Origin of the sequence: Bradyrhizobium sp. HKCCYLRH3073 (assembly GCF_051167995.1) — a bacterium.
Classification (GTDB): Bacteria; Pseudomonadota; Alphaproteobacteria; order Rhizobiales; family Xanthobacteraceae; genus Bradyrhizobium.
This window is the reverse complement of record NZ_JBNPUD010000010.1, coordinates 183,309-205,033: the sequence shown is the minus strand read 5'-3', so window position 1 is coordinate 205,033 and position 21,725 is coordinate 183,309. Positions and strand designations below refer to the sequence as shown.

Annotated in this window: 17 protein-coding genes; 2 read left to right on the top strand and 15 right to left on the bottom strand. The window is 66.1% G+C overall.

The genetic code is table 11. The annotated features are described in order from the left end of the window. Positions 1-17 precede the first annotated feature (17 nt). From ACQR1X_RS23460 to ACQR1X_RS23415, 10 genes are all read right to left on the bottom strand, one after another. Positions 18-566, bottom strand: a complete 549-nt coding sequence (locus ACQR1X_RS23460) for a gluconate 2-dehydrogenase subunit 3 family protein (RefSeq protein WP_316217118.1) — start codon at positions 564-566, stop codon at positions 18-20. 48 nt (positions 567-614) lie between these two features. Then, positions 615-1,010, bottom strand: coding sequence for a VOC family protein (locus ACQR1X_RS23455; RefSeq protein WP_434899667.1), 396 nt, complete (start codon positions 1,008-1,010; stop codon positions 615-617). Between the two features lies 1 nt (position 1,011). Continuing rightward, positions 1,012-1,329, bottom strand: a complete 318-nt coding sequence (locus ACQR1X_RS23450) for a c-type cytochrome (protein WP_434899690.1) — start codon at positions 1,327-1,329, stop codon at positions 1,012-1,014. A gap of 218 nt (positions 1,330-1,547) precedes the next feature. Then, positions 1,548-1,967, bottom strand: coding sequence for an alternative ribosome rescue aminoacyl-tRNA hydrolase ArfB (gene arfB / locus ACQR1X_RS23445; RefSeq protein WP_006610408.1), 420 nt, complete (start codon positions 1,965-1,967; stop codon positions 1,548-1,550). 1,178 nt (positions 1,968-3,145) lie between these two features. After that, positions 3,146-4,525: a M16 family metallopeptidase gene (locus ACQR1X_RS23440; protein WP_315801938.1), complete on the bottom strand. Its 1,380-nt coding sequence runs from the start codon at positions 4,523-4,525 to the stop codon at positions 3,146-3,148. Then, positions 4,525-5,910: a M16 family metallopeptidase gene (locus tag ACQR1X_RS23435; protein ID WP_434899666.1), complete on the bottom strand. Its 1,386-nt coding sequence runs from the start codon at positions 5,908-5,910 to the stop codon at positions 4,525-4,527. The genes ACQR1X_RS23440 and ACQR1X_RS23435 overlap by 1 nt, the downstream gene beginning before the upstream one ends. A gap of 171 nt (positions 5,911-6,081) precedes the next feature. Beyond that, positions 6,082-6,777, bottom strand: coding sequence for a hypothetical protein (locus tag ACQR1X_RS23430; RefSeq protein ID WP_315801940.1), 696 nt, complete (start codon positions 6,775-6,777; stop codon positions 6,082-6,084). A gap of 171 nt (positions 6,778-6,948) precedes the next feature. Further along, positions 6,949-7,446, bottom strand: a complete 498-nt coding sequence (gene lspA, locus ACQR1X_RS23425; RefSeq protein ID WP_315801941.1) for a signal peptidase II — start codon at positions 7,444-7,446, stop codon at positions 6,949-6,951. 194 nt (positions 7,447-7,640) lie between these two features. Next, positions 7,641-10,655, bottom strand: coding sequence for an isoleucine--tRNA ligase (ileS, locus tag ACQR1X_RS23420; protein ID WP_434899665.1), 3,015 nt, complete (start codon positions 10,653-10,655; stop codon positions 7,641-7,643). 209 nt (positions 10,656-10,864) lie between these two features. After that, positions 10,865-11,845, bottom strand: coding sequence for a bifunctional riboflavin kinase/FAD synthetase (locus ACQR1X_RS23415; protein ID WP_434899664.1), 981 nt, complete (start codon positions 11,843-11,845; stop codon positions 10,865-10,867). Between the two features lie 267 nt (positions 11,846-12,112). Between ACQR1X_RS23415 and ACQR1X_RS23410 the strand changes: the two genes are divergently transcribed. Then, the gene (locus tag ACQR1X_RS23410) at positions 12,113-12,508 is read left to right on the top strand and encodes a response regulator (protein WP_006613531.1); all 396 of its coding nucleotides are present in this window, start codon (positions 12,113-12,115) and stop codon (positions 12,506-12,508) included. Positions 12,509-12,580: 72 nt separating this feature from the next. Here ACQR1X_RS23410 and ACQR1X_RS23405 read toward each other — a convergent pair whose 3' ends face one another. From ACQR1X_RS23405 to ACQR1X_RS23390, 4 genes are all read right to left on the bottom strand, one after another. Further along, positions 12,581-13,435 carry a TIGR01459 family HAD-type hydrolase gene (locus tag ACQR1X_RS23405; RefSeq protein ID WP_434899663.1) on the bottom strand — a complete coding sequence of 285 codons (855 nt, stop codon included), beginning with the start codon at positions 13,433-13,435 and terminating at the stop codon, positions 12,581-12,583. A 15-nt stretch (positions 13,436-13,450) separates the two neighbouring features. Beyond that, complete coding sequence (locus tag ACQR1X_RS23400; protein ID WP_434886229.1) at positions 13,451-15,046, bottom strand: EAL domain-containing protein; 1,596 nt, start codon at positions 15,044-15,046, stop codon at positions 13,451-13,453. Between the two features lie 317 nt (positions 15,047-15,363). Then, on the bottom strand, positions 15,364-15,924 hold the full coding sequence (locus tag ACQR1X_RS23395) for a phage holin family protein (RefSeq protein ID WP_434899662.1): 561 nt from the start codon (positions 15,922-15,924) through the stop codon (positions 15,364-15,366). Positions 15,925-16,150: 226 nt separating this feature from the next. Beyond that, the gene (locus ACQR1X_RS23390) at positions 16,151-17,494 is read right to left on the bottom strand and encodes an aspartate aminotransferase family protein (protein WP_434899661.1); all 1,344 of its coding nucleotides are present in this window, start codon (positions 17,492-17,494) and stop codon (positions 16,151-16,153) included. Positions 17,495-17,822: 328 nt separating this feature from the next. Here ACQR1X_RS23390 and ACQR1X_RS23385 point away from each other — a divergent pair, with 328 nt between their 5' ends. Then, a complete protein-coding gene (locus tag ACQR1X_RS23385) occupies positions 17,823-19,583 on the top strand; it encodes a YadA family autotransporter adhesin (protein WP_434899660.1) in 1,761 nt (586 codons plus the stop codon). Between the two features lie 68 nt (positions 19,584-19,651). Here the strand turns inward: ACQR1X_RS23385 and ACQR1X_RS23380 are convergent, their stop codons facing one another. After that, complete coding sequence (locus ACQR1X_RS23380; protein ID WP_434899659.1) at positions 19,652-21,070, bottom strand: AraC family transcriptional regulator; 1,419 nt, start codon at positions 21,068-21,070, stop codon at positions 19,652-19,654. Positions 21,071-21,725: the final 655 nt, after the last annotated feature.

The window sequence follows — 21,725 nt, the reverse complement described above, 5'->3', positions numbered from 1 at the left end:
TTCGTTGTTCGCCGGCGTCAGGCTTTCGGCAGCCAGTCGATGTCGGAGAAGCCACGGTTGATGTAGCCGCCATGCTCGGCGGAGGAGCCCTCGTAGCCGAACTTTGGCCAGAGCTCTTTCTGATTGTAGAGCGACACCACGAGGTCGCCGCGCAGGGTCTTGAAGAACGTGGTCTGCTCGATGCCCTGGAGCAGCACGACGCGGTCGGCCTCCCACGGCACCTGCGCGTAAGGCACCTTGTGGCGGTCACGCGCGTCCTGGTCGAGCCGGGCAACGCCGTCATTGATCATCGCCTTCACGGCGGCATCCTCGGCGGCCTTGCCGTCCCACGGCTTGACCGCGGTGATGTAGTAGCGGTCGGCGAGGAAGTCGTGCGGGTAGATGTCGCGCGCGACCTTCACCAGCGTCTTCAGCGTCGCCGGCGTCAGCGCCTTGGCATCCTCGGCCCAGGCATCGGTGATCCCGAGGCCGGTCGCGGAAGCCACGGCCGCGGCCGGCACGGTCGAGGCCGCGCCCTTGAGAAAGACGCGGCGGTCGTATTTGTTGCGGCGATCGACTTCTCTCATGGGTATCCTCCGTGGGTTTTTTGCTTATGTATTTGCGTCGTTCTGCGGCTAGCCGAAGCGGCCGCCGCGCTGGATGACCTCGATCTTGTAGCCGTCGGGGTCGCTGACGAAGAAGAACCGCGCCAGCGTCGCCCCATTGTGCTTGAAATCGCGCAACGGGCCCGGCGCCAGCTTCTCGCGCTCGAAGCGGGCATGCTCGGCATCGAGATCGTCGACCACGACGGCGAGATGCCCGTAGCCGTCGCCGAGCGTGTATGGCTCCTTGCGGTCGTAGTTCACGGTGAGCTCGACCTCGAACGGCGACGACGGATGGCGCAGATAGATCAGCGCAAAGCTGTCGAAGCGGAGGTTGTCTGATATCTCCAGGCCGAAGGCGCGCCTGTAGAAATCGAGTGCCTTGGCCTCGTCGAGCACGCGGATCATGGAGTGAACGGGTTTGGCCATCTCAATTGTCCTTCAGGTAGTTGATGATCGCGGCGCGCACATCGGGCTTGGCCTGGCGATAGGCCATCACGGCGCCGGGGATCAGCTCTTGCGGATTGGTCAGCCAGGCATCGAGCCTGGCCTCGTCCCAGGTGAAATCAGCTTTCGCAAAGCCTGCCGAATAGCGGAAGCCGTCGATCGAGCCGGCGCGGCGGCCGACGATCTTCGCCAGCGGCGGCCCCTGGCGCATTGGTTCAGTGCTGCTCAGCGTATGGCAGACGCCGCATTGCTGCTTGAACAGGGTGGCGCCGTCGACGGGCTTCGGCGCGGGCAGCGCCATCTGCGCCGACGCGATCGTGGTGCTCAGCACCGCGCCAATGAATCCCCCGCACAGAAGAAGCGCATCTTGCGCCGCACGCCGTCCCGACATCGTTCCTCGCTCGCAATTTTTCCTGAGCGTAGGTCGCAGGTGGCGCGCCGTGGTAGTAGCCGGCTGTTTCAGCCGGAACAAAGCGTGCGCAGCAGTCGTGCGCGACGCAGGAATGTCAGCGTTACGGACTAATCGTCGAAACGGCGCGCGCCGCGCCCCGCCTTGACGTCGCTGCGGAGCTTCTTGCCCTCGAGCCGGCGCTGCTTGGAGCCGAAGGTCGGCTTGGTCGGGCGCCGCACCTTCGGCCGCACCATCGCTTCGCGCAGCAGCGTGACCAGCCGCTCGATCGCATCGGCCTTGTTGCGCTCCTGGGTGCGGAAGCGCTCGGCCTGGATCACGATGACGCCGTTCTTGGTCATGCGCTGGCCGGCGAGCCGCGCCAGCCGTGCCGCGGCATCCTCCGGCAACGTGATGCGGCTGGTGTCGAAGCGCAGTTGCGCCGACGTCGACAGCTTGTTGACGTTCTGGCCGCCAGGGCCGGAGGCGCGGACGAACGAGATCTCGATGTCGTTCTCGTCGATGGCAAGGTCGCGGGAAATCCGCAGCATGGAGCACCAGGGGGAATCGAGGCTTTCGCGTGCACCATAGCGGTTTTAGGGGCGGCGTGCGCGGGTTCGCGTCGACGGCACCGTTGACCCGGGACAGTCATCACAATCTCCGCTGTCATCCCGGCGAACGCCGGGATCCATACCCCAGGGAGCAGTTTGGGGCAGGCGGGTCATTGACATCTCGTCCCCATCATTTCGGCTGCGGCGTATGGGTCCCGGATCTGCGCGCGCCTTGCGCGCTTGTCCGGGACGACAGCGGTTGGTGTGGCGGACTTCACGGTTCAAACAGCGGGGACGATCAGCTAGGACACGGCTTCGCGCTCTCGCGGCATGCCTGCCCGAGGCTTGCATCGTCGTGGCCCTCGCTGAAAATGCAGAGGGCGCGGGGAATGCCGGGCGCTGGCCGCACCCATGGCCCGCCTGCGAAAAAAATGCAGGCGGCAGGTACCACAGGTTCAGCCGAGGCATCCCGGCATTCCCCGCGCGACGGTCTTCACGCTTATACGCGCTCTCCTCGGTGCACCGGGCTTGTTGGCCACCGTCGCCCGCCGGATCATCATCACCGGCGAGCTTGGCATCAGCGTCGGGATGCCAGGACCACGCGACTTCACGTCCGCGACAGATCGTTCGTCCGCGCCTTCGCTCAGAAGACGCTGCGATCTCTCGCGGCCATCGCATCCCCGCCTCGCGTGTCGTGACGATCGCGATGCGCCCCTCTGCGGTGAGGCGGGATAAGGAGAGTTGATCATGAATTCGGAAAAATAGCAAGATAATTATTCGTATGTGACGTCGGTGTGTTGGCCCCGCTGTCGTCCCGGGCAAGCCGTCGGCGCCGCGAAGCGGCGTCGATGGCGCCGACCCGGGACCCATACGCCGCAGCAGATGTGAGGCGCGAGATGCCCAAAACCAGCCTGCCCCAAACACCTCCCTGGGGGTATGGGTCCCGGCTCAAGGCCGGGACGACACCATTTTTGTCGATGCCGCGGTGGGAAGCCACGAGCAGCCGTCATGGCCGGGCTTGTGCAGCCTGCGCGGCTGAAGTCGCTTTGGAGTGGCGAAGGCTCGGCCATCCACCTGCGTCAATTGCCCCAAAACGTGGATGCCCGGGACAAGCCCGGGCATGACGTCGCCATTGATAGTTATTCTGCGTCGTTGAAGGCGAGCGCGCCTTCGCAAGCTCAGTTCGTCTTCGTCACCGGAGCCGTGACTGGGGCTTGCGCCGGTTCGGCGGCCGCCTGCGGCGTGCGGCCGACGACGGCGGTCAGCAGGCCCTGGCTCCAGAGCTGCTTGGCCGCCTTCTTGGCGTCGTCCAGCGTCACCGCGTTGACGATCTCGCTGCGCTTCTCGATGTAGTCGATCGGCATCTTGTCGAGCTGATATTGCAGCATCGCCTGCGCCAGCTTGGAGGAGGTGTCGAGCGCGAGCATCTGCGAGCCGTTGATATAGGACTTGGCCTCGTCGAGCTCCTGCTGGGTCGGGCCTTCCTCCGCCATGCGGCGGATCTCCTGCTCGACGGCTGCGATGGTCTCGCCGGCGCGGTCGAAGCGGGTGGCGGTGTTGCCGATGAACAGCGCCGAATGATCCATCCACAGCAGCGCGTCATAGACGGAGTAGGCGAGGCCGCGCTTCTCGCGCACCTCCTTGTAGAGCCGCGACGACAGGCCGCCGCCGCCGAGGATGTGGTTGACCACATAGGCCGCCATGAAGTTCGGGTCGTGGCGGCGGATGCCGGGACCGCCGAAGGTAATCACCGTCTGCGGCACGTCGAGCGGCACCAGCGCGCGCTGCGGCGGCCTGGTGGCGACGACGTCGGGCACCGGCGTCAGCTGAGCCTTGGCCGGCAGGCTGCCAAACGTCTGGTCGAGCAGCTTGCCGAGCGTGACCGGGTCGACGTCGCCGACCACCGCGACCTTGAGCGTGTCCTTGGCGAGCACGCGGCCGACATAGGCCTTGAGATCGTCGACGGTGATCGTCGGCACGCTGTCCAGCGTGCCGTTGGCCGGACGGCCGTAGGGGTGGTTGGGGAAGGCAAGCTCGAGGAACTTGCGGCCCGCCAGCGAGCTCGGATTGGTGGTCTCGCGGCGCAGGCCGGAGATCACCTGCGAGCGGATGCGCTCGACGTCGGCGCTGTCGAAATGCGGCGAGGTCAGCGCTGTCCGCAGCAGCTCGAACGCCTCGTCCTTGTTGTCGCGCAGCATGCGCAGCGAGCCGCGGAATTGATCGCGCGAGATCTGGAAGGAGAGCTCGATGGCGCGGCGGTCGAGCCGCTCGTGGAAGGTCTTGGAGTCGAGATCGCCGGAGCCTTCGTCGAGCAGGTCGGCCACGAGATTGCCGACGCCGGGCTTGCCGACCGGGTCCTGCGAGGCGCCGCCCTGGAACGCATATTCCATCGCGATCAGCGGCACGGTGGCGTCCTGCACGAACCAGGCTTCGATGCCGCCGGGCGACACCAGGTGCTGGATCTTGGTCGCCGCATGGGCGGCAGGAGCGATCGTGAGCGCGGCGGCGCCGACGGCGAGCGCGCAGGCGAAGCGGCGGGCGAAGGTCATTGTGTTCATCACGACCGCTTCTCCTCGCGCTTGGCCGCATTGTCCTTGATCAGATAACCGGTGACTGAGCGCTTCTTCTGCAGCCAGGTCTGCGCGGCGGCGCGCACCTGCTCGGCGGTCACGGCACGGATGCGGTCGGGCCAGCTCCTGATGTCCTCGATGCTGAGACCGGTGGTGAGGCCGCCGCCATACCAGCGCGCCATGGTCGCCTGGTTGTCATTGGCGTAGATCGCCTCGGCGATGAGCTGCGTCTTGACGCGTTCGAGGTCCTCGGCGCGCACCGGGTTCTGTGCGATCTCGGCGATGACGCTGTCGACGACAGCCTCGACCTGGGCGAAATCGACGCCCGGACGCGGCGCGACCGCGATCGAGAACTGGCTCGGATCGAGCGACGTGCCCTGATAGGACGCGCTGGCATTGACCGCGAGCGGCTTGTCGACGACGAGCGCACGGTAGAGATAGGAGTTGCTGCCGCTGCCCATCAGTTGCGCCAGCACGTCCAGCGCGGCCGACTGCCCGGGGGCAGCCGTGGTGGCCGAGGGCACCAGATAGAAGCGGCGCATCGACGGCTGCTCGACATGCGGGTCGGCCAGTGTGACCGTGCGCGGCGCCACCGGCTCGGGCTCCTGCGGCCGCAACCGGCGCGCGGGGATGTCGGGTTGCGCGGGAATCTTGGCGAAGGTCTGCTCCACGAGCGGGCGCACTTCCTTGGCGTCGGTGTCGCCGGCGATCACCAGGATCGCGTTGTTGGGCGCGTAGAAGCGGCGATAGAACGCCAGCGCATCCTCACGGCTGAGCTTCTCGATCTCCGGCCGCCAGCCGATGACAGGGCGGCCATAGGGGTGGTTGACGTAGAGCGCCGCCATGATCTGCTCGTTGAGGCGCGCTTCCGGCGAGTTGGCGACGCGCATGTTGTACTCTTCGAGCACCACGTCGCGCTCGGGCAGCACGTTCTCGTCCTTCAGCACGAGGCCGGTCATGCGGTCGGCCTCGAACTCCATCATCTTCGGCAATTGATCGCGCGGCACGCGCTGGAAGTAGCCGGTGTAGTCGACCGAGGTGAAGGCGTTCTCATTGCCGCCGATCTTCAGGACCGTCTTGGAGAACTCGCCGGCGGGATGCTTCTCGGTGCCCTTGAACATCAGATGTTCGAGGAAGTGCGCCAGGCCCGACTTGCCGGGCGTCTCGTCGGCGGAGCCGACCTTGTACCAGATCATCTGCGTCACGACCGGGGTGCGGTGATCCTGGATGACGACGACCTGCAGGCCGTTGGGGAGGGTGAAGCTGGTGGGGGGCTCGGATGCGAACGTCGTTTGCGCCGAAGCGCCGGCCGTGAACGCGATGAGGGAGACGAGCGCGGCGGCGACGGAAATGGACCGGTGCGAGGACATCATGATCCTTCTGGAGGCCCGCAGGGAGGGGCGATCGGGTTTGAGCGCAGCATGCTACATCGCGCCGGACGGCGCCCGACGTCACAAAACGGCGACATCGTGCCGCCGCGAGACATTAAATTTCGCTAACGCCAGCGAAGCCGGCATCTCCGGGCGAACGGGGCGGTGCCGCCGTCACCGTTCCTTGCCGGTCATGATGTCCATCTGCTTGCCGCCGATCGGCTCCTGCTTGCCGGTGCCGTAGGCATAGCTCGGCGACGGCGTCTGGTAGCCGGGCGGCGGCTGGGTCAGGCTCTCGCGCTGCGGCTCGCTGGTGAACGGCTTGGTCTCGCTGTCGCTGCCCTTGAACATGCCGAACAGGCCGCCTTTGAAGCCCAGCTGTGACGGGCTCATCATCGGGTTGTTGGCGACGCCGGGCTGAATCGGCTCAGTCGACTTGGCGGCGGCCGTCCGCCCCATCTTCATCTCGGCCGGGGTCAGCGGGCGGGCCGCATTGACCGGATCCTTGTTTTCCTTCTTGCGCGCGGCGGCCGCGGCACGGCGTTGCTGCTCGTCGGGGTCCTTCGGCCAGTTCGGCGCGGTCGCCTGCGCCGCGGCGGCCGGCGGCGGCAGATCGAGCTTGGGCGGCACCACCAGCGGCGACCGCTCGCGGTATTCGATGGAGGGCGTCTCCATGTTGGTGCCGCCGAGGCCGCGCATCAGATTATCGATGATCTTCTCTTCGAAGGTCTTGTCGTCTTCCTCGTCGTCCTGGGCACGGGCGGCGCCGGCGGCCATGACGAGGCCGATGCCGAGCGCGACGGCGGACAGCCGCAGGGCGCGAATGGCCGCGTGGGTCACGATCCGGCCGCTGACTTCGGTCTTGCGCATGGCTTTTCCCGTCCTCGCTTGTGCAGTGCTCGGGCTCCGACGAACCGGCCGCGAATCCACCGATTTGGACGCTCGCCGCAGGCGGCTGGTCCGGTCACCGCGCCAGTCCCGAAAACGTGAAGAACCTCAGGCTCTTGGCTCCGGGACAGCACCGGCCGGTATCGACCCCGATCAGGGCGCTTTTGCGGCATGAGCCCCGAAGAAGGAGTCATACAGCAGGCCCGCCACCCCGGCAACGATGGCCACGTCGGCCATGTTGAAGATGTACCAGTTGTAGACCGTGCCGCCGATCTGGATGTGGAACAGCGCGAAATCGACCACCGCGCCATAGGCCAGCCGGTCGATGCCGTTGCCGATGGCGCCGCCGATGATCAGGCCGAGCGCCGCCGTCGCCAGCTTGCTTTCCGCACGCGCCATCCAGATGCCGAGGGCGACCACCGCGACGGCCTTCACCGCCATCAGCCCATATTGCGCCAGCGCGCTCTCGCTCTGCAGCCAGCCGAAGCTGATGCCGATGTTCCAGGCGAGGTAGAGGTCGAAGAACGGGGTGATCCTGACGGTGCCGCGGTTGGGCAGGTCGAACACGTACAGCAGCCACAGCTTGGAGGCCTGGTCGATGACCAGGGTGGCGAAGCCGGCGATGAGGCCGAGACGGAGGCGAGGGGTCATTGCAAGCCGGTGAGTTGATCACCAAGCCGGCCGCAAACACAGCTGTCGTCCCGGCGAACGCCGGGACCCATACCGCGGACGGCCGATTGGTGAAAAGGACTCGGAGTCATCAGTCTTTGCCTACCAAGACGGCCGGTGGTTATGGGTCCCCGCGTGCGCGGGGACGACGGCGGAGTGTGACGCGCGATCGCGCGTCACACGCCCACCCCCAGCGCCTTCCATTCGCGCAGCGCCTGCGCGTCGCGCGGGGACACGTCGGGATAGTCCTTGTCGTCGCCGACGCTCTCCAGAATCTTCCAGGAGCGGGCGCACTTCCTGCCGACGGCCTTCTCGACGACCACCGCCACGCCCGGCACCGCGTCGAGCCGGAACGCATCGGCCGGCGCGTCGCCCTCGCGGACCTCGTAGTTCGAGGTGATGCAGACCTCGGCCAGATCCGTATCGAACAAGGTGCCGAGCAGCGCGCGGTCGGCGACGTAGATGATCGGCGAGGCCTCGAGCGAGGAGCCGATGGTCTTGGCGGCGCGGGCGAGCTCCAGCGCGCCGGTGACGACGCGCCTGACGTTGCGGATGGTCTCCCACTTCGCCGCGAGCGCATCGTCGCGGTACTGGTCCATCGCATCCGGGAACAGGGTCAGATGCACCGACGGCTCGGCGTCGGGGCGATACATCCGCCATGCCTCGTCGGTGGTGAAGGACAGCACCGGCGCCAGCCATTTCAGGATGGCGTCGCAGATCAGGTCGATCGCCGTCAGCGCCGCCTTGCGCGCCACCGACGACGGCGGATCGCAATACAGCGTGTCCTTGCGGATGTCGAAATAGAACGCCGACAGCTCGGTGTTCATGAACGCTGCCAGGCTCGCGATCACGGTCTTGTAGTCGAACGCGGCATAGGCGCGGGTGATGGTCTCGGCCTGCTGCGAGAGCTGATGCAGCATCAGCCGCTCCAGCTCCGGCATATCCGCGAACGCGACCGCATCGCCGCGCTTGTAGTGGTGCAGGGTGCCGAGCATCCAGCGGATGCTGTTGCGCAGCTTGCGGTAGGTCTCGATGGTGTTCTTGAGGATCTCCGGGCCGATGCGCTGGTCGTCGGCGTAGTCTGTCGCGCAGACCCAGAGGCGCAGGATGTCGGCGCCGGAGTCCTTGATCACCTTCTGCGGCTCGACGGTGTTGCCGAGCGACTTCGACATCTTGCGGCCGTTCTCGTCGAGCGTGAAGCCGTGCGTCAGCACCACGTCATACGGCGCGCGGCCACGCGTGCCGCAGCTTTCCAGGAGCGACGAGTGGAACCAGCCGCGATGCTGGTCGGAGCCTTCCAGGTACATCACCGTGTCCCGGCCGCCATCGACTTTGCGCTTGATGCCGGCGAGGCCGGGGAAGTGCACGGGGTCTTCGAGCACGAAGGCGTGGGTCGAGCCGGAGTCGAACCAGACGTCGCAGATGTCGTCGACCTTCTTCCAGTCCTCGTTGGCGCGTGAGCCGAGGAAGCGCTCGCGCGCGCCGTCGGCGTACCAGGCGTCGGCGCCCTCCTTGGCGAAGGCGTCCGTGATGCGGGTGTTGACGGTCTCGTCCTGCAGGATCTCGGCGGATCCGTCGCCGGTCTCGCGCACGAACACCGCGATCGGCACGCCCCAGGCGCGCTGGCGCGAGATCACCCAGTCCGGGCGGTTGGCGATCATGCCGTTGATGCGGTTCTGGCCGGCGGCCGGCACCCATTGCGTGACCGAGATCGCGCGCAGCGCGCGGGCGCGCAGCGTGTCGCCGGATTTCGCGTGGCCATGGTCCGCGATGTCCTTGTCCATCGCGATGAACCATTGCGGCGTGTTGCGGAAGATCACCGGCTTCTTGGAGCGCCAGGAATGCGGGTACTGATGCTTCAGCCGGCCTCGCGCGAGCAGCATGCCGGCCTCGGTCAGCGCCTTGATGACGGCCTCGTTGGCGTCGCCCTTCTCGCCCTTGTCGTTGATGACGCGTTTTCCCGTGAAGCCCGGCGCATGGTCGGTCAGCGCGCCGTTCTCGTCGACGGTGTAGGGGATGGTGGTCGCAATGCCCCTGCCGTCGAGCTCGCGCCCATGCGCCATCCAGACGTCAAAATCCTCGCGGCCATGGCCGGGCGCGGTGTGCACGAAGCCGGTGCCGGTGTCGTCGGTGACGTGGTCGCCGGGCAGGAGCGGCACGGTGAAGCCGTAGCCGCCGGCGAGGCCCTTCAGCGGATGGGCGCATTCGACGGCGTCGAGCGTGTCGCCGGGGACGTCGCGCAGCCTGTTGTAGCTCGTGACGCGCGCCTGCTTGAACACGCCGTCGGCCAGCGCATCGGCCAGGATCAGCTTGTCGCCGGTCTTGGCCCAGTTGTCAGCCGGCGCGTCGGTGACCTCGTAGAGGCCATAGGCGATCTTCGGCGAGAACGAGATGGCGCGGTTGCCGGGCAGGGTCCAGGGTGTGGTGGTCCAGATCACCACCGCGGCGCCGGCGAGCGCGCCATGCGCCGGCGAGGTCACCGGAAACTTCACCCACACCGTATCGGACTGATAGTCCTCGTACTCGACCTCGGCCTCGGCGAGCGCGGTCTTCTCGACCACGCTCCACATCACGGGCTTGGAGCCGCGATACAGCGTGCCGTTGGCGGCGAACTTCATCAGCTCGCGGGCGATCTGCGCCTCCGCCGGATAGGTCATGGTGGCGTAGGGATGATCCCAGTCGCCGATCACGCCGAGACGCTTGAACTCCTCGCGCTGCACGTTGAGCCAGTGATCGGCGTAGGCGCGGCACTCCCGGCGGAATGCAACCATGGCGGCGGAGTCGCGGAAGTCGGGCTTGGTCTTGCCCTTCTTGCGGTAGTTCTCCTCCTCGATCTTCCACTCGATCGGCAGGCCGTGGCAGTCCCAGCCGGGCACGTAGTTGGAGTCGTGGCCGAGCATCTGCTGGCTCTTGGTCACGACGTCCTTGAGGATCTTGTTCAGCGCGTGCCCGATGTGGATGTTGCCGTTGGCATAGGGCGGGCCGTCGTGCAGGACGAATTTCGGCCTGTTCCTGGCGGTCTCGCGCAGCTTGCCGTAGAGGTCGATGTCACCCCAATATTTCAGGATCTCCGGCTCGCGCTGCGGCAGGCCGGCGCGCATCGGGAATTCCGTCTGCGGCAGATAAAGGGTCTTGGAATAGTCCTTGGCGTCGGATTTTTGGGCGTCGGGCTTTTGCGGCTTTTCGGACATCGTGATCTGGCTGGCTGAGCTTTAAGAGGGCGCTGAGACGCGATTTCGATCGCGGGCGGCGGAACGAGCAGAGACATCCCGGTCTTGCGCCGAGCTCGAAGCTCAGGCGGAAGCCGGGCCGCTAATGCCGATGATGCGCCGTATCAACATGGGGCTCCGTCATAGCAGGGGGGCTGCGAAATCGCAAAGCGCAGTTCGCGGGGAGGCGGTCAGCCGATCTCGCCGAGCCGGGGGAAAAGGCCGGGATGCGCCGCCAGCAAGGCGCGGGCCCGGGCGCTGTCGTCGTCCATCTGCCGGACCAGGGCCTCGATCGAGCTGAATTTGGCCTCCTCGCGGATGAAGCCGATGAAGGCGACATCCAGCACCTCGCCATAGAGGCTGCTATGGAAGTCGAACAGGAAGGTCTCGAGCAGCGGCGCGCCGTTGTCGAAGGTCGGCCGGCGGCCGAAATTGGCGACGCCGTCGATCAGCACCCGGTTCGCGCCGCGGCCGCGGCCGACCCGGACGGCATAGATGCCGTGGCGCAGCCCGCAATCGCGATCGAGCCGCATGTTGGCGGTGGGGTAGCCGAGGTCGCGGCCGCGCTTCTCGCCGTGGATGACCTCGGAGCTCACGAACCAGGGGCCGCCGAGCATCGCGGTCGCCTCGCTGACCTGACCCTCCGCCAGCGCTTCGCGGATCGCGGTGGAGGACACCGGCCGCTCGTCGATGTCGACATGAGCCTGGATGTCGACCTCGATGCCGAGCTTGGGCGCCTCGTTGGCGAGCAGGCTGGGCGAGCCGACGCGGCCCTTGCCGAAATGAAAGTCGTAGCCGACCGCGATCCCGGCGACGCCGAGCCGCCCGATCAGGTCATGGTGAATGAAGTCCTGCGCCGAGGTCTGGGCGCGGCCCTTGTCGAAGGTCATGACCACGGCGCCGGCAAGCCCGGTTCCGGCCAGCAGCCGCAGCTTGGCGGCCTCGTCGGTCAGGCGGAACTGCGGGGTGTTGGGGCTGAAGAAGCGCCGCGGATGCGGCTCGAAGGTCAGTGCCAGCGCCGGGCGCCCCTTCGCCTTGCCCATCTCGATGGCCGCCTCGATCACGGCCCGGTGACCGAGATGGACGCCGTCGAAATTGCCCATCGCCACCACCGCGCCCTTGAGGATGTCCGACGGCGGGGTGGAATCGCGGATGACCTTGAAATCGGGCATGTGACGGAAATATCTCGCAGATTTCGGTGGGCCGCCGGCGGGCGGGGATTGCCCTGACGGTGGGCGGCCGGCCCCGCGAAGTCAAGCCGAAGGGGTTCCTCCGCTCATGCAGCGCAGCAATAGCGACATGCAGCCGCAGCGCAGTTAACGCGCTGTTTAACGGCTGATGCTACTGCTCAGAGCGGATGGCGGGGCCGGTTACGACCCGTGCCGCAAGAGCGTTTTTGTAACAGTCTGCGCGTTGTGTTCGCGTCTGGGGGAGTCAAGATGGCGGTTGATTTGACGATGCCGGTGCTCGTCGTCGACGATTACAGCACCATGATCCGTATCATCAGGAATCTTCTCAAGCAGATCGGGTTCGAGGACATCGACGATGCCAGCGACGGCTCGATGGCCCTCAACAAGATGCGCGCCAAGAAATACGGCCTCGTGATCTCCGACTGGAACATGGAGCCGATGACCGGCTACGACCTGCTCCGCGAGGTCCGCGCCGATCCGAACCTGGCGACCACGCCGTTCATCATGATCACGGCGGAATCCAAGACCGAGAACGTGATCGCGGCCAAGAAGGCCGGCGTGAACAACTACATCGTCAAGCCGTTCAACGCCGCGACCCTGAAGACCAAGATCGACGCGGTATTCCCGGACATGGCGACGGCCTGAGGCCGGCCTGATCCACATCCCATGCGAAAGACGCCCGGCACCCGGCCGGGCGTTTTTCGTTTCAGGATCCGCTCACCACTTCAATTCGCGCATCAGGGCGCGCGGCGGGGGGCCGAACAGCTCCTTGACCGAGGCCGGGTCGAGCTGCTCGACGCCGGCGAACTCCTCGGAATGGATGCCGCGGGTGACGAACAGGCAGTCGATGCCGAAGCCGTGCGCGCCGGCGAGATCGGTGCGGACGGAATCGCCGATCGCCAGCACCTCCTCGCGCGCGACCTTCCGGCCGGCGTGCTGCTCGGCGAGCATCATGGCGCGCTCGTAGATCGGCCGGTGCGGCTTGCCGTAGAAGATCACCTCGCCGCCGAGCTCGCGGTAGAGCTCGGCGATGGCGCCGGCGCAGTAGATCAGCCGGTCACCGCGCTCGACCACGATGTCCGGATTGGCGCATATCAGCGGCAGCTTGCGCTCGCGCGCGCGCAGCAGCATCGGCCGGTAGTCCTCGGCGGTCTCGGTCTCGTCGTCGTAGAGGCCGGTGCAGATGATGTAGGACGCTTCTTCGAGCGGCGACAGCGCCAGGTCGAGACCGCGATGAATGGAATTGTCGCGCTCGGGGCCGAGCCAGAACACCTTGCCGCCGGGATGATCGGCCACGTAGTGGCGGGTCAGGTCGCCGGAGGAGACGATGGCGCTGTAGACCTCGTCGGCGACGCCGAGCTTGCGCAACTGGCGCTGGACCGAATCGGCCGGCCGGGGCGCGTTGGTGATCAGGATCACCGTACCGCCCTGGCGGCGAAAGTGGTGCAGCGCGTCGCAGGCGTCGGGGAAGGACTCCAGCCCGTTATGGACCACGCCCCAAATGTCGCTCAGCAGCACCTGCTTGCGGCCGACCAGATCGCGCAGCCGCTCTTCGAAGCGGAGAACGGTCATGGCAGCCGGCTGATTTCAGAGGGTCCCGGCGGCACGGCGGGCGAGGGCGGCATTGCCGCTGCGCGTCGAAGCATTGGTGTGTGACGCGTCCAGAGAGGTGGTGCCGGCGGCATTGGGGTCCTGAATCTTGATATCCTGCCCGCCTGATGGGCCGGCGGCGGCCTCGCCGGTAGCAGATGCGCCCTCGGGTCGCAATGGGCGGGGCGGCGCGAACAGGAAGCCCTGGCCGAAGCGGACGTCGTAGTCGAGCAGGTCGACGACGCTGTTCTCGCCTTCGATCCGCTCGGCGATCAGGTCGATGCCGAAACGGCCCAGCAGATCGGAGAGATCGGTCGGGTGAATGTCGGAGGCCGAGCTCTGCTTGGGGTCGAGCAGCAGCGCGGCCGGGACCTTGATGAAGCGGACACCGCGATCGGCAAGCTCGCGCGGCTCGAACCGGAGGTCGGTGACATGGTCGATCGAGAAGCGGTAGCCGCGCTGGGCCAGGGCCGCGAGATGCTCGGCCCCGGTCGGGCCGAGGCTGCGCAGGGTCGACTGCTTGAATTCGAGCACGAAGGACGGCGCCAGGGCGCGATTCGCTTCGAGGAAATCGAGGCATTGTGAAAAGTTGGCGGGGCTGCTGAGGGTCGCCGCGGAGATGTTGCAGAAGATGCCGACGTCCTTGTTGCGAACCATCAGGCGGCGCAGCACCTGGACGCAGCGAAGCAGAACCATGTGGTCGATGCGCCCGACCAGGCCGGCGGCTTCCGCGATGCCGATGAAGTCCTCGGCCGCGACCACCTGGTCGCGCTCGTCGCGAAGCCTCGTCACCGCCTCGTAGAAGCGCACCTTGCGCTGCGGCAGCGTCACCAGCGGCTGCAGGTAGATGTCGAGGCGGTTGTCCTCGATCGCGCCTTTGACCGCGGCGAGGATCTGCGGCTGGCTGCGCGGCACGGCGGGGGCAACCGGCGCCGACGGAGCTGGCGTCGTGATCCTGGAGGCTGCTGGTACGGCAGTGACCGCCGGGACCTGCGGTTTGGGCGGCAGGGGGGCGGCAGCCGATGTCGCGCTGAACGTCCCGGGAGTCTCGGGCATCCTCTGCTCGATGTCGCTCGGCGGCAGCGCGGTCATCTCGCGCGCGCCGCTGGAGGAAGCGGCCGCCGGGAGCGGATGATCGGCCTCGCGAACCATGCCGGCAGCAGCTCCCGGCGGTGGTGCCGGCGGGATCGCCGCGATCAGGTCTTCATGCTGGGCCACGGTGACGGCGAGCTGCTTCATCAGTCCGCCGAGCTCGTTGATCTCGCCGATCACGCCCTGCAGGCGATCGGCGCTGACCGAACTTGACGACACGATGCGTCCCTCGACCGCCGACAGGCGTCGGCCGAACTCGGCGACCTGGCGCGCGAGGTCGGCGGTGCCGCGCGACAGATCGGCGATCTGGCTGCCGATATCGGTGCGGTCGCGCAGCCGCATCGACACGGCATTGTAGAGAATCAGGAACGTCAGTGCGGCGAGCGCGACGATCGCGGATTCCGAGCCACTGATGCCGGCCACCGAATACAGGATCAGGCCGAGCGAGGCTGCGACCAGAACCATACAAATGGCAATGAAAATCGTGGAGATACGGATCATGCTGCGCGACGCTCCCAACCGAATGCAACCTTAGCACTTCTGTTGATTCGCGAGGATAGTCGGCGGGATTCAAATACCAGGAGAGGCCGATGATTTCCCGTCTGCGTGTCATTTACGCAAGTTCACCGGGGAAAGCGGAGTGTCATCGTAGTGTCGCCGACCCGTAGAACACCGGGGAAAGCATTCTGCGGATTCCAGACACATTGAGACATGCGCGCGATGCCCATGAGCTGATCAACGGGTGTTGCTGATCAACTCAACCGAGCCGGTGATTCTTCGATGTCCGTCGAACCGCGCCTGTCGCTGTCGGGGCAGGCTTACGCGCTGCGGTGACGCCGGCGCAAGGCCGCCACACCGAGCAGCAGTGCCGCAACGGCGACACCAACGGGCACGTTGACCCGGCCGAGTGCACCCGCAGCTCCGCTCCCGTGATTCGTGGAGGTCGATGACGGTGCCAGGGGGATGGTGTCGGGATCGATCTCGTCCGCGTCGGGTTCCCGGGCCACGGGCGCTGCGATCGCCACGCGCAGCCGGCTGGAGAGTGAAGGATAGTGCGGCGTCGGACTGCGCAGCTTCACCGATGCGATGATCGCGCAGATCACCGCCAGCGCGACCAGGATGCCGCCGACCACAGCGAATGCGGTGAACAGGCCGTAGGTCATTTCCACCCAGCGGAACAGCGCGGTCAATCCGACGATGCAGGCGGCGATCAGGAAGATGCCCGCGGTCGCGAACAGCCCGGCGGCGACGGCGTAGGACGTCACCGTGCCCGTCGCCTGCCGGGCGCGATCGCGCATGTAGGCCTGGGTGGCGCGCCTGACGCGGTTGAGTCTCTGCTCGAGCCCCAATCGCAGCAGCTCTCCTGGCGGTGCAAGCATGCGCGTCCTCCGATGATCCATCGCCGCGCGCGAACCGCCGGCTCGCGACATGAACGTGGAGGATTTGCGAAGGTTCCCTGCGCACGCGCGAGGCTATTGTCGGCCGGCATGCGACATGTGGAAAGCCGCAATGACCGTTCTTGGGGATCGTAGAAACAAAAATGGCGGCCACGCGGGCCGCCAATTCTGCTCCTGGCCGATCATGGCCGATTGGTCGCCGAATGGCTTACGCCACGGCCTTGATGACCTTGCCGACCTTCTCGATGATCTCGCCGACCTGATCCTCGCTGATGATCAGCGGCGGGGTCAGCGCCATCGTGTCACCGGCGATGCGCAGCATCAGGTCGTTGTTGTGGAAGGCGGTCTCCATCGCGGAGTAGCCGCGCTTGCCAGCCGCGTCGGGTAGCGGCGCGAGGTCGATGCCGGCGGTGAGACCCACGGTGCGGATGTCGAGCACGTTGGGCAGGCCCTTGAGCGACATCACGGCGTCGGCGAATTTCGGCTCGATGGCGCGGGCGTGCTCGAACAGCTTGTCGTCGCGGTAGATGTCGAGCGTGGCGAGGCCGGCGGCGCAGGCGATCGGATGCGCCGAGTAGGTGTAGCCATGGGTAAACTCCACCATGTGCTCGGGGCCGCTCATGAAGGCGTCGTGGATGGTGTCGCGCACCAGCACGCCGCCCATCGGTGCCGCGCCATTGGTGACGCCCTTGGCGAAGGTGAGAAGGTCAGGCGTCACGCCGTAGCGCTCGGCGGCGAAGGCGTAGCCGAGGCGGCCGAAGCCGGTGATGACCTCGTCGAAGATCAGCAGGATGCCGTGCTTCTGGGTGATCTCGCGCAGCCGCTTGAGATAGCCCTTCGGCGCGGGGATCACGCCGGTCGAGCCGGCCATCGGCTCGACGATGACGGCGGCAATGGTGTTGGCGCCGTGCAGGTTGACGAGGTTCTCCAGCTCATCGGCGAAGTGCGCGCCGTATTCCGGCTCGCCCTTGGTGAAGGCCTGCTTCTCGCGGTCATAGGTCGCCGGGATGTGGTCGACGCCGGTCAGCAGGGTGCCGAACAGCTTGCGGTTGTTGACGATGCCGCCGACCGAGGTGCCGCCGAAGCCGACGCCATGATAGCCGCGGACGCGGCCGATCAGGCGGGTGCGGCTGCCCTGGCCGTTGATCTGGTGGTAGGCCAGCGCCATCTTCAGCGCGGTGTCGGCCGCCTCCGAGCCGGAGTTGCAGAAGAACACGTGGTCGAGGCCGGCGGGCGCAAGATCGGCGATGCGGTTGGCGAGCTCGAACGCCTGGGGAATGCCGAACTGGAACGGCGGCGCGTAGTCGAGCGCGGCGGCCTGCTGGCCGATCGCCTCGGCGATCTGGCTGCGGCCGTGGCCGGCGTTGCAGCACCACATGCCGGCGGCGGCGTCGATGATCTTGCGGCCATCGACGGTGATGTAGTGCATGTCCTTGGCACCGGCGAGCAGGCGCGGGTTCTTCTTGAAGGCGCGGTTCGCGGTGAACGGCATCCAATGCGCGGCAAGATCATTCGGAACGGTGACGGCGGGGCGGGGGCTCTTGTCCAGCATGGGGACCTCTCGGACGTTCAAGGCAAATAGGGCGACGGCCTGCCCTGGAAAGGTGACAAGCCGGTTTTACAGACGGTTCGTGCTTCAGGGACCTGAACGGAATGCTGTTCGCATCAGCCGCGACCAAGGCCGGTCGCAACGTATCAGCTTCGCGGCCGGACGGGAATGTCAAACGACCGGCGTTCCTGCTGCTCTGGTGAGCGGTTTCTGCACAGCGCAGCGCGAAAGTCCCGATATCTGGAAGTCCCTGTGTCTTTTTGCGACACGGTAAAGAGCCGCTGTTCCGGTGGCCACGTAAGGACTGGTGCGAGGAATCAGTTCCTCCGCGATGGAAGCCTGGGGCCGCCAGAAACCACCCAATGTTGCAGACATACAACTCCTCGACCGGATGAGCGCGGTGATGCGCTGCCGTTGTGCGGTCTGCAAAACAGTGGGCCCTTTGCCGAGACCCTCAGGATCCTCCTCTGCTAGCGGAGATCCTGATGTCGTTTTCGAGGGGGCAGGTGTTCACGTGAAATCGAGGGATGTGACGATTGGTCGTGATCCAGTCTTGAGCCCTGGCACCGGAACGCTGAGCCGAGGCGCCTGGCTCGCTTCGACGGTCCTTTTGATCTGCATGGCGGCAGGCGCAGGCGATGCCAACGCCCAACAATCCCTGAACGGCGGCACGGCGGTCGGCGGCATCGGCGCCTATGCGAGCGGCGCGGGGGCTGTTGCGGCTGGGATAGCCGCTACGGCGACCGGCGGGAACAGCACTGCGACCGGTGCCGGCGCGGCGGCATACGGTTATGGTAGCAGCGCCAATGGAGCCTTCACCACCGCGATAGGCATTGCCGCCATCGCCACCGGCCTGGCGGCGACCGCCTCGGGCAACGCCGCCTTTGCCGGCGGCGATCAGGCCACCGCGACAGGGTCGTCGGCCAACGCCAACGGCGCAAGCGCCACGGCGATGGGCCAGTCCAGCCAGGCAGTCGGTGCGACCGCGAGCGCGTTCGGCCAAAACAGCGTTGCCCAGGGCGACGGCACGACCGCCGTCGGTCAGGCCAGCCGGGCCATAGCGATGAACGCGACCGTGCTCGGTGCGACGGCGCAGGCCACTGCGATCGGTGCGATCGCGCTCGGCTTCAACAGCAAGGCGGCTGGCCTCAGCAGCGTGGCGACGGGCGTCAACAGCGTCGCGACCGGAACGTATGGTGTCGCGCTGGGCAATGCCAGCATGGCGACGGGCGATCTGAGCACCGCGACCGGCTCGTTCAGCAACGCGGCCGGCGACCACAGCACCTCAACCGGGACCTCCAGCCAGGCAAGTGGCAGATTCAGTACGGCGACCGGCGCTTTCAGCACGGCGAATGGCGCATTCGGTGCGGCCTATGGCAGCGGCAGCTTCGCGGGCGGGGATAACAGCGTGGCGGTCGGCTCCAGCAAGGCCAACGGCGCAAACAGCCTTGCGTTCGGCAACACTGCGCAGGCGAACGGCGACAACGCCATTGCCATCGGGACCAATGCCGTCTCGGCGCCGAACTCCGTCGTGATCGGTCCCAATGCCACGGACAACAACTTCGCCAATGCTGCGGTCTATGGGGCCGGCGCGCAGGTCGGCGCCGCCGGCAACGTCGCGCTCGGCAAAGGCGCCAACGCGGTTGCCGCCAACTCCGTCGCCATCGGGCAGAAGTCGGTGGCCACGGCGCCGAACACCGTGTCATTCGGCGCTGCCGGCAATGAAAGGCGGCTGACCAACGTTGCCGCCGGCATCTCGCAGACCGACGCCGTCAATGTCTCGCAGCTGAACGGCATCGCGGCCGGCTTTCAAACCCAACTCGGCGGACTGCAGAACCAGATCAACGTCAACCAGACCGAGGCGCGCCGCGGCATTGCCGCAGCGGTGTCCGCCCCGCCGGTCGTGATGCCGTCGGCACCCGGCAAGACTACGGTCGCCGTCAACACCGGCTTTTATCGCGGTCAGACCGGGGCCGGAATCGGCATCTCGCACCGGCTGAATCTCAGCGTCCCGACCGTGGTCTTTGGCCGCTACTCGAACGGCGGCGGCAGCGAGCATGTCGGCAGCGCCGGCTTCGCCGTCGAGTTCTGATCAACTAATCGCCGTAGATCTTCGCTGCGGATCGGGCGGAGCCAGACCGGCCTGATCGCATCGTGCTCTCATCGATCGGCGCGTGTGTGCGCCGCCGTTGCGCTCACGGGTGGCGCCGGCTCCGCTCCGGCGACGTCGTCCGTCGCCAGGCGCATCGCGGTCGGCGTCTCGCCGTAGAAGCGGCGAAACGTGCGGTTGAACGTGGACAGGTCGACAAAGCCGGTATCCATCGCGATCTCGGCGACGCTCAGCGCCGAGTGCGCCGGAGATCTCAACAGCTCGACCGCCTTCTCGACGCGCATCTTCCGCAGCGTCTCGGAAAAGCTGGTGCCGGCCTCGTCGAATAGCTTCTGGATGTAGCTGCGCGACAGGCCCGATGCCTCGGCGGCCGACGACAGCGAGAAATCCGGATTGGCGAAATGCTCTCTGATCTGCCTCAGCACCTTTTCCCGGCGCAGATCCTTGAGCGCACCATTGCGAACGACCTCCATCGTATCGTTGCTGGGCGCCAGCAGATGAACGGTCAGCTCGATGAGCTGATCGGCCATCAGTTGCTTCAATGTCGGATTTGCTCGTGCGGCCTCCTTTTCGGCGAAGCCGAGATAGTCGGCCAGCAGACCAAATGCCGGATCACGCATGCTGATGCGCCGGAGAATCAGATCGTCGGCCGCGGGAAGCCGTTTCAACAACATCGCGGCGGGGATGGTGAAGCCCGTCAGCTCGAGGCCTTCCGGCGCGTGAAAGCGGAGTCGCTCGCTCAGCCTGAGGAAGCGCGTCTCCTCCCTGGCACAGTCGTCCTCCTGCCGACGCTGGGTCAGCAGCAGCCGTCCCGAGCGTGGGATCGGAATCGAAAACACGTCCTGGGCCTTGGCCAGATGCTTCTGTGTGCGATCGAGCAGCAGCGGGGACAATGACCACCTGTTGATGTTGAGTCCGCCGATCGTCACGGCGCCCATCTGGATCCGGGCCGGTCCCTCGCTCAACGGCTTGAGATCGGCGAAATTGATCCGGATGCCGCCGGTGATCTCCTCGATCTTCCTCTGCCACTCGCGATGGCTGTCGGGGCCGTGGTCGGGACTGCACTCGAGCGAGATCTGTCGTGTTGAGCTGGATTCCATGGCCGATCCGGCGTCGCAGTTGAAGGAAGCGATGAGCTGATGAGACACACTTCGTTGCAAATCGACAACTGTTACTTCGGAAGATTTCAAAGAATGCGGCCACAATGTGCGGATTGCATAACAGTGCGCTCCCTGCCGAGACCCGCCCGATCGCATTCTGCTAGCCGAGACGGAGGCGGCGCGCTTTCGGCGTGATGCGTTCTCGGGAAGTTGTTCGTGGTGCAATTGCTGGTTGCTCTTTTCGGAGCAACCTCTGGCGATGTTCTCGAAGGTTATGCAGGGGATCGATGTGATTTTGGCGAATGTGACAGTTGATCGGGGCTCGCCGCCGGCATCGGCTATGCGGTCAACAACTGGGTGCGGGTGCACGCCTCGTTCACGGCCTCGCCGTAGATCAACGAATATGGCGTGGCCGGCGGTGCGTCGATGACGCTGAATTGAGCGAGAAGGGCGGCCGAGCAGCGCGCTGCATGTCGAACGTAGATCCGATGATTGGTCTGTCAGAAAGATACCGCATCAAGGCCTTGGCGTGCGAAAGCGCCTCTGAACAAGCGACCGATCCGGCCCTGAAAGCCGCTTGGTTGGAGATTGCAATGGAGTGGCACGCGCTCGCCTATCGGGTCGGTCGAGGATCGACCGACCATGAAATCTGGACGCGGAGCCAGTAAGGCCGTCTCGAGGCCGCCGGGGCATTGCAACCATATGCGATGGCACTGCACCCAGGGGACGGGAGAGGCCATCGGAAGCTCGTGTTGTTAGCGCACAACGGTCGGCAGGAATAAACAGGATCGAGATCGCGCGAGTGTGCCGCTTGCCTAAGAGTGGGTCATCTGCCGAGACCTCTCCGATCCAACCCTGTTAGCTGAGCCAGCACGGGAGCGCTGCCTTCGCAACGAGGTGTTGGACATCGTTGTCGCGCGATCCGTGATTGCGGCACCAAAAGCAGCTTCTGGTGCCGTTCTCGAATGTTTTGCAGAGGGATTGGTGACATTGACGTGCGTAATCGTCGTGGGTGAGGAGGCGG

What these genes read in the sequence shown, in the direction of transcription:
- ACQR1X_RS23460 (WP_316217118.1), bottom strand. Translation starts at nt 566, where the DNA reads ATGAGAGAAGTCGATCGCCGCAACAAATACGACCGCCGCGTCTTTCTC.
- ACQR1X_RS23455 (WP_434899667.1), bottom strand. Translation starts at nt 1,010, where the DNA reads ATGGCCAAACCCGTTCACTCCATGATCCGCGTGCTCGACGAGGCCAAG.
- ACQR1X_RS23450 (WP_434899690.1), bottom strand. Translation starts at nt 1,329, where the DNA reads ATGGCGCTGCCCGCGCCGAAGCCCGTCGACGGCGCCACCCTGTTCAAG.
- arfB (WP_006610408.1), bottom strand. Translation starts at nt 1,967, where the DNA reads ATGCTGCGGATTTCCCGCGACCTTGCCATCGACGAGAACGACATCGAG.
- ACQR1X_RS23440 (WP_315801938.1), bottom strand. Translation starts at nt 4,525, where the DNA reads ATGAACACAATGACCTTCGCCCGCCGCTTCGCCTGCGCGCTCGCCGTC.
- ACQR1X_RS23435 (WP_434899666.1), bottom strand. Translation starts at nt 5,910, where the DNA reads ATGATGTCCTCGCACCGGTCCATTTCCGTCGCCGCCGCGCTCGTCTCC.
- ACQR1X_RS23430 (WP_315801940.1), bottom strand. Translation starts at nt 6,777, where the DNA reads ATGCGCAAGACCGAAGTCAGCGGCCGGATCGTGACCCACGCGGCCATT.
- lspA (WP_315801941.1), bottom strand. Translation starts at nt 7,446, where the DNA reads ATGACCCCTCGCCTCCGTCTCGGCCTCATCGCCGGCTTCGCCACCCTG.
- ileS (WP_434899665.1), bottom strand. Translation starts at nt 10,655, where the DNA reads ATGTCCGAAAAGCCGCAAAAGCCCGACGCCCAAAAATCCGACGCCAAG.
- ACQR1X_RS23415 (WP_434899664.1), bottom strand. Translation starts at nt 11,845, where the DNA reads ATGCCCGATTTCAAGGTCATCCGCGATTCCACCCCGCCGTCGGACATC.
- ACQR1X_RS23410 (WP_006613531.1), top strand. Translation starts at nt 12,113, where the DNA reads ATGGCGGTTGATTTGACGATGCCGGTGCTCGTCGTCGACGATTACAGC.
- ACQR1X_RS23405 (WP_434899663.1), bottom strand. Translation starts at nt 13,435, where the DNA reads ATGACCGTTCTCCGCTTCGAAGAGCGGCTGCGCGATCTGGTCGGCCGC.
- ACQR1X_RS23400 (WP_434886229.1), bottom strand. Translation starts at nt 15,046, where the DNA reads ATGATCCGTATCTCCACGATTTTCATTGCCATTTGTATGGTTCTGGTC.
- ACQR1X_RS23395 (WP_434899662.1), bottom strand. Translation starts at nt 15,924, where the DNA reads ATGCTTGCACCGCCAGGAGAGCTGCTGCGATTGGGGCTCGAGCAGAGA.
- ACQR1X_RS23390 (WP_434899661.1), bottom strand. Translation starts at nt 17,494, where the DNA reads ATGCTGGACAAGAGCCCCCGCCCCGCCGTCACCGTTCCGAATGATCTT.
- ACQR1X_RS23385 (WP_434899660.1), top strand. Translation starts at nt 17,823, where the DNA reads ATGGAAGCCTGGGGCCGCCAGAAACCACCCAATGTTGCAGACATACAA.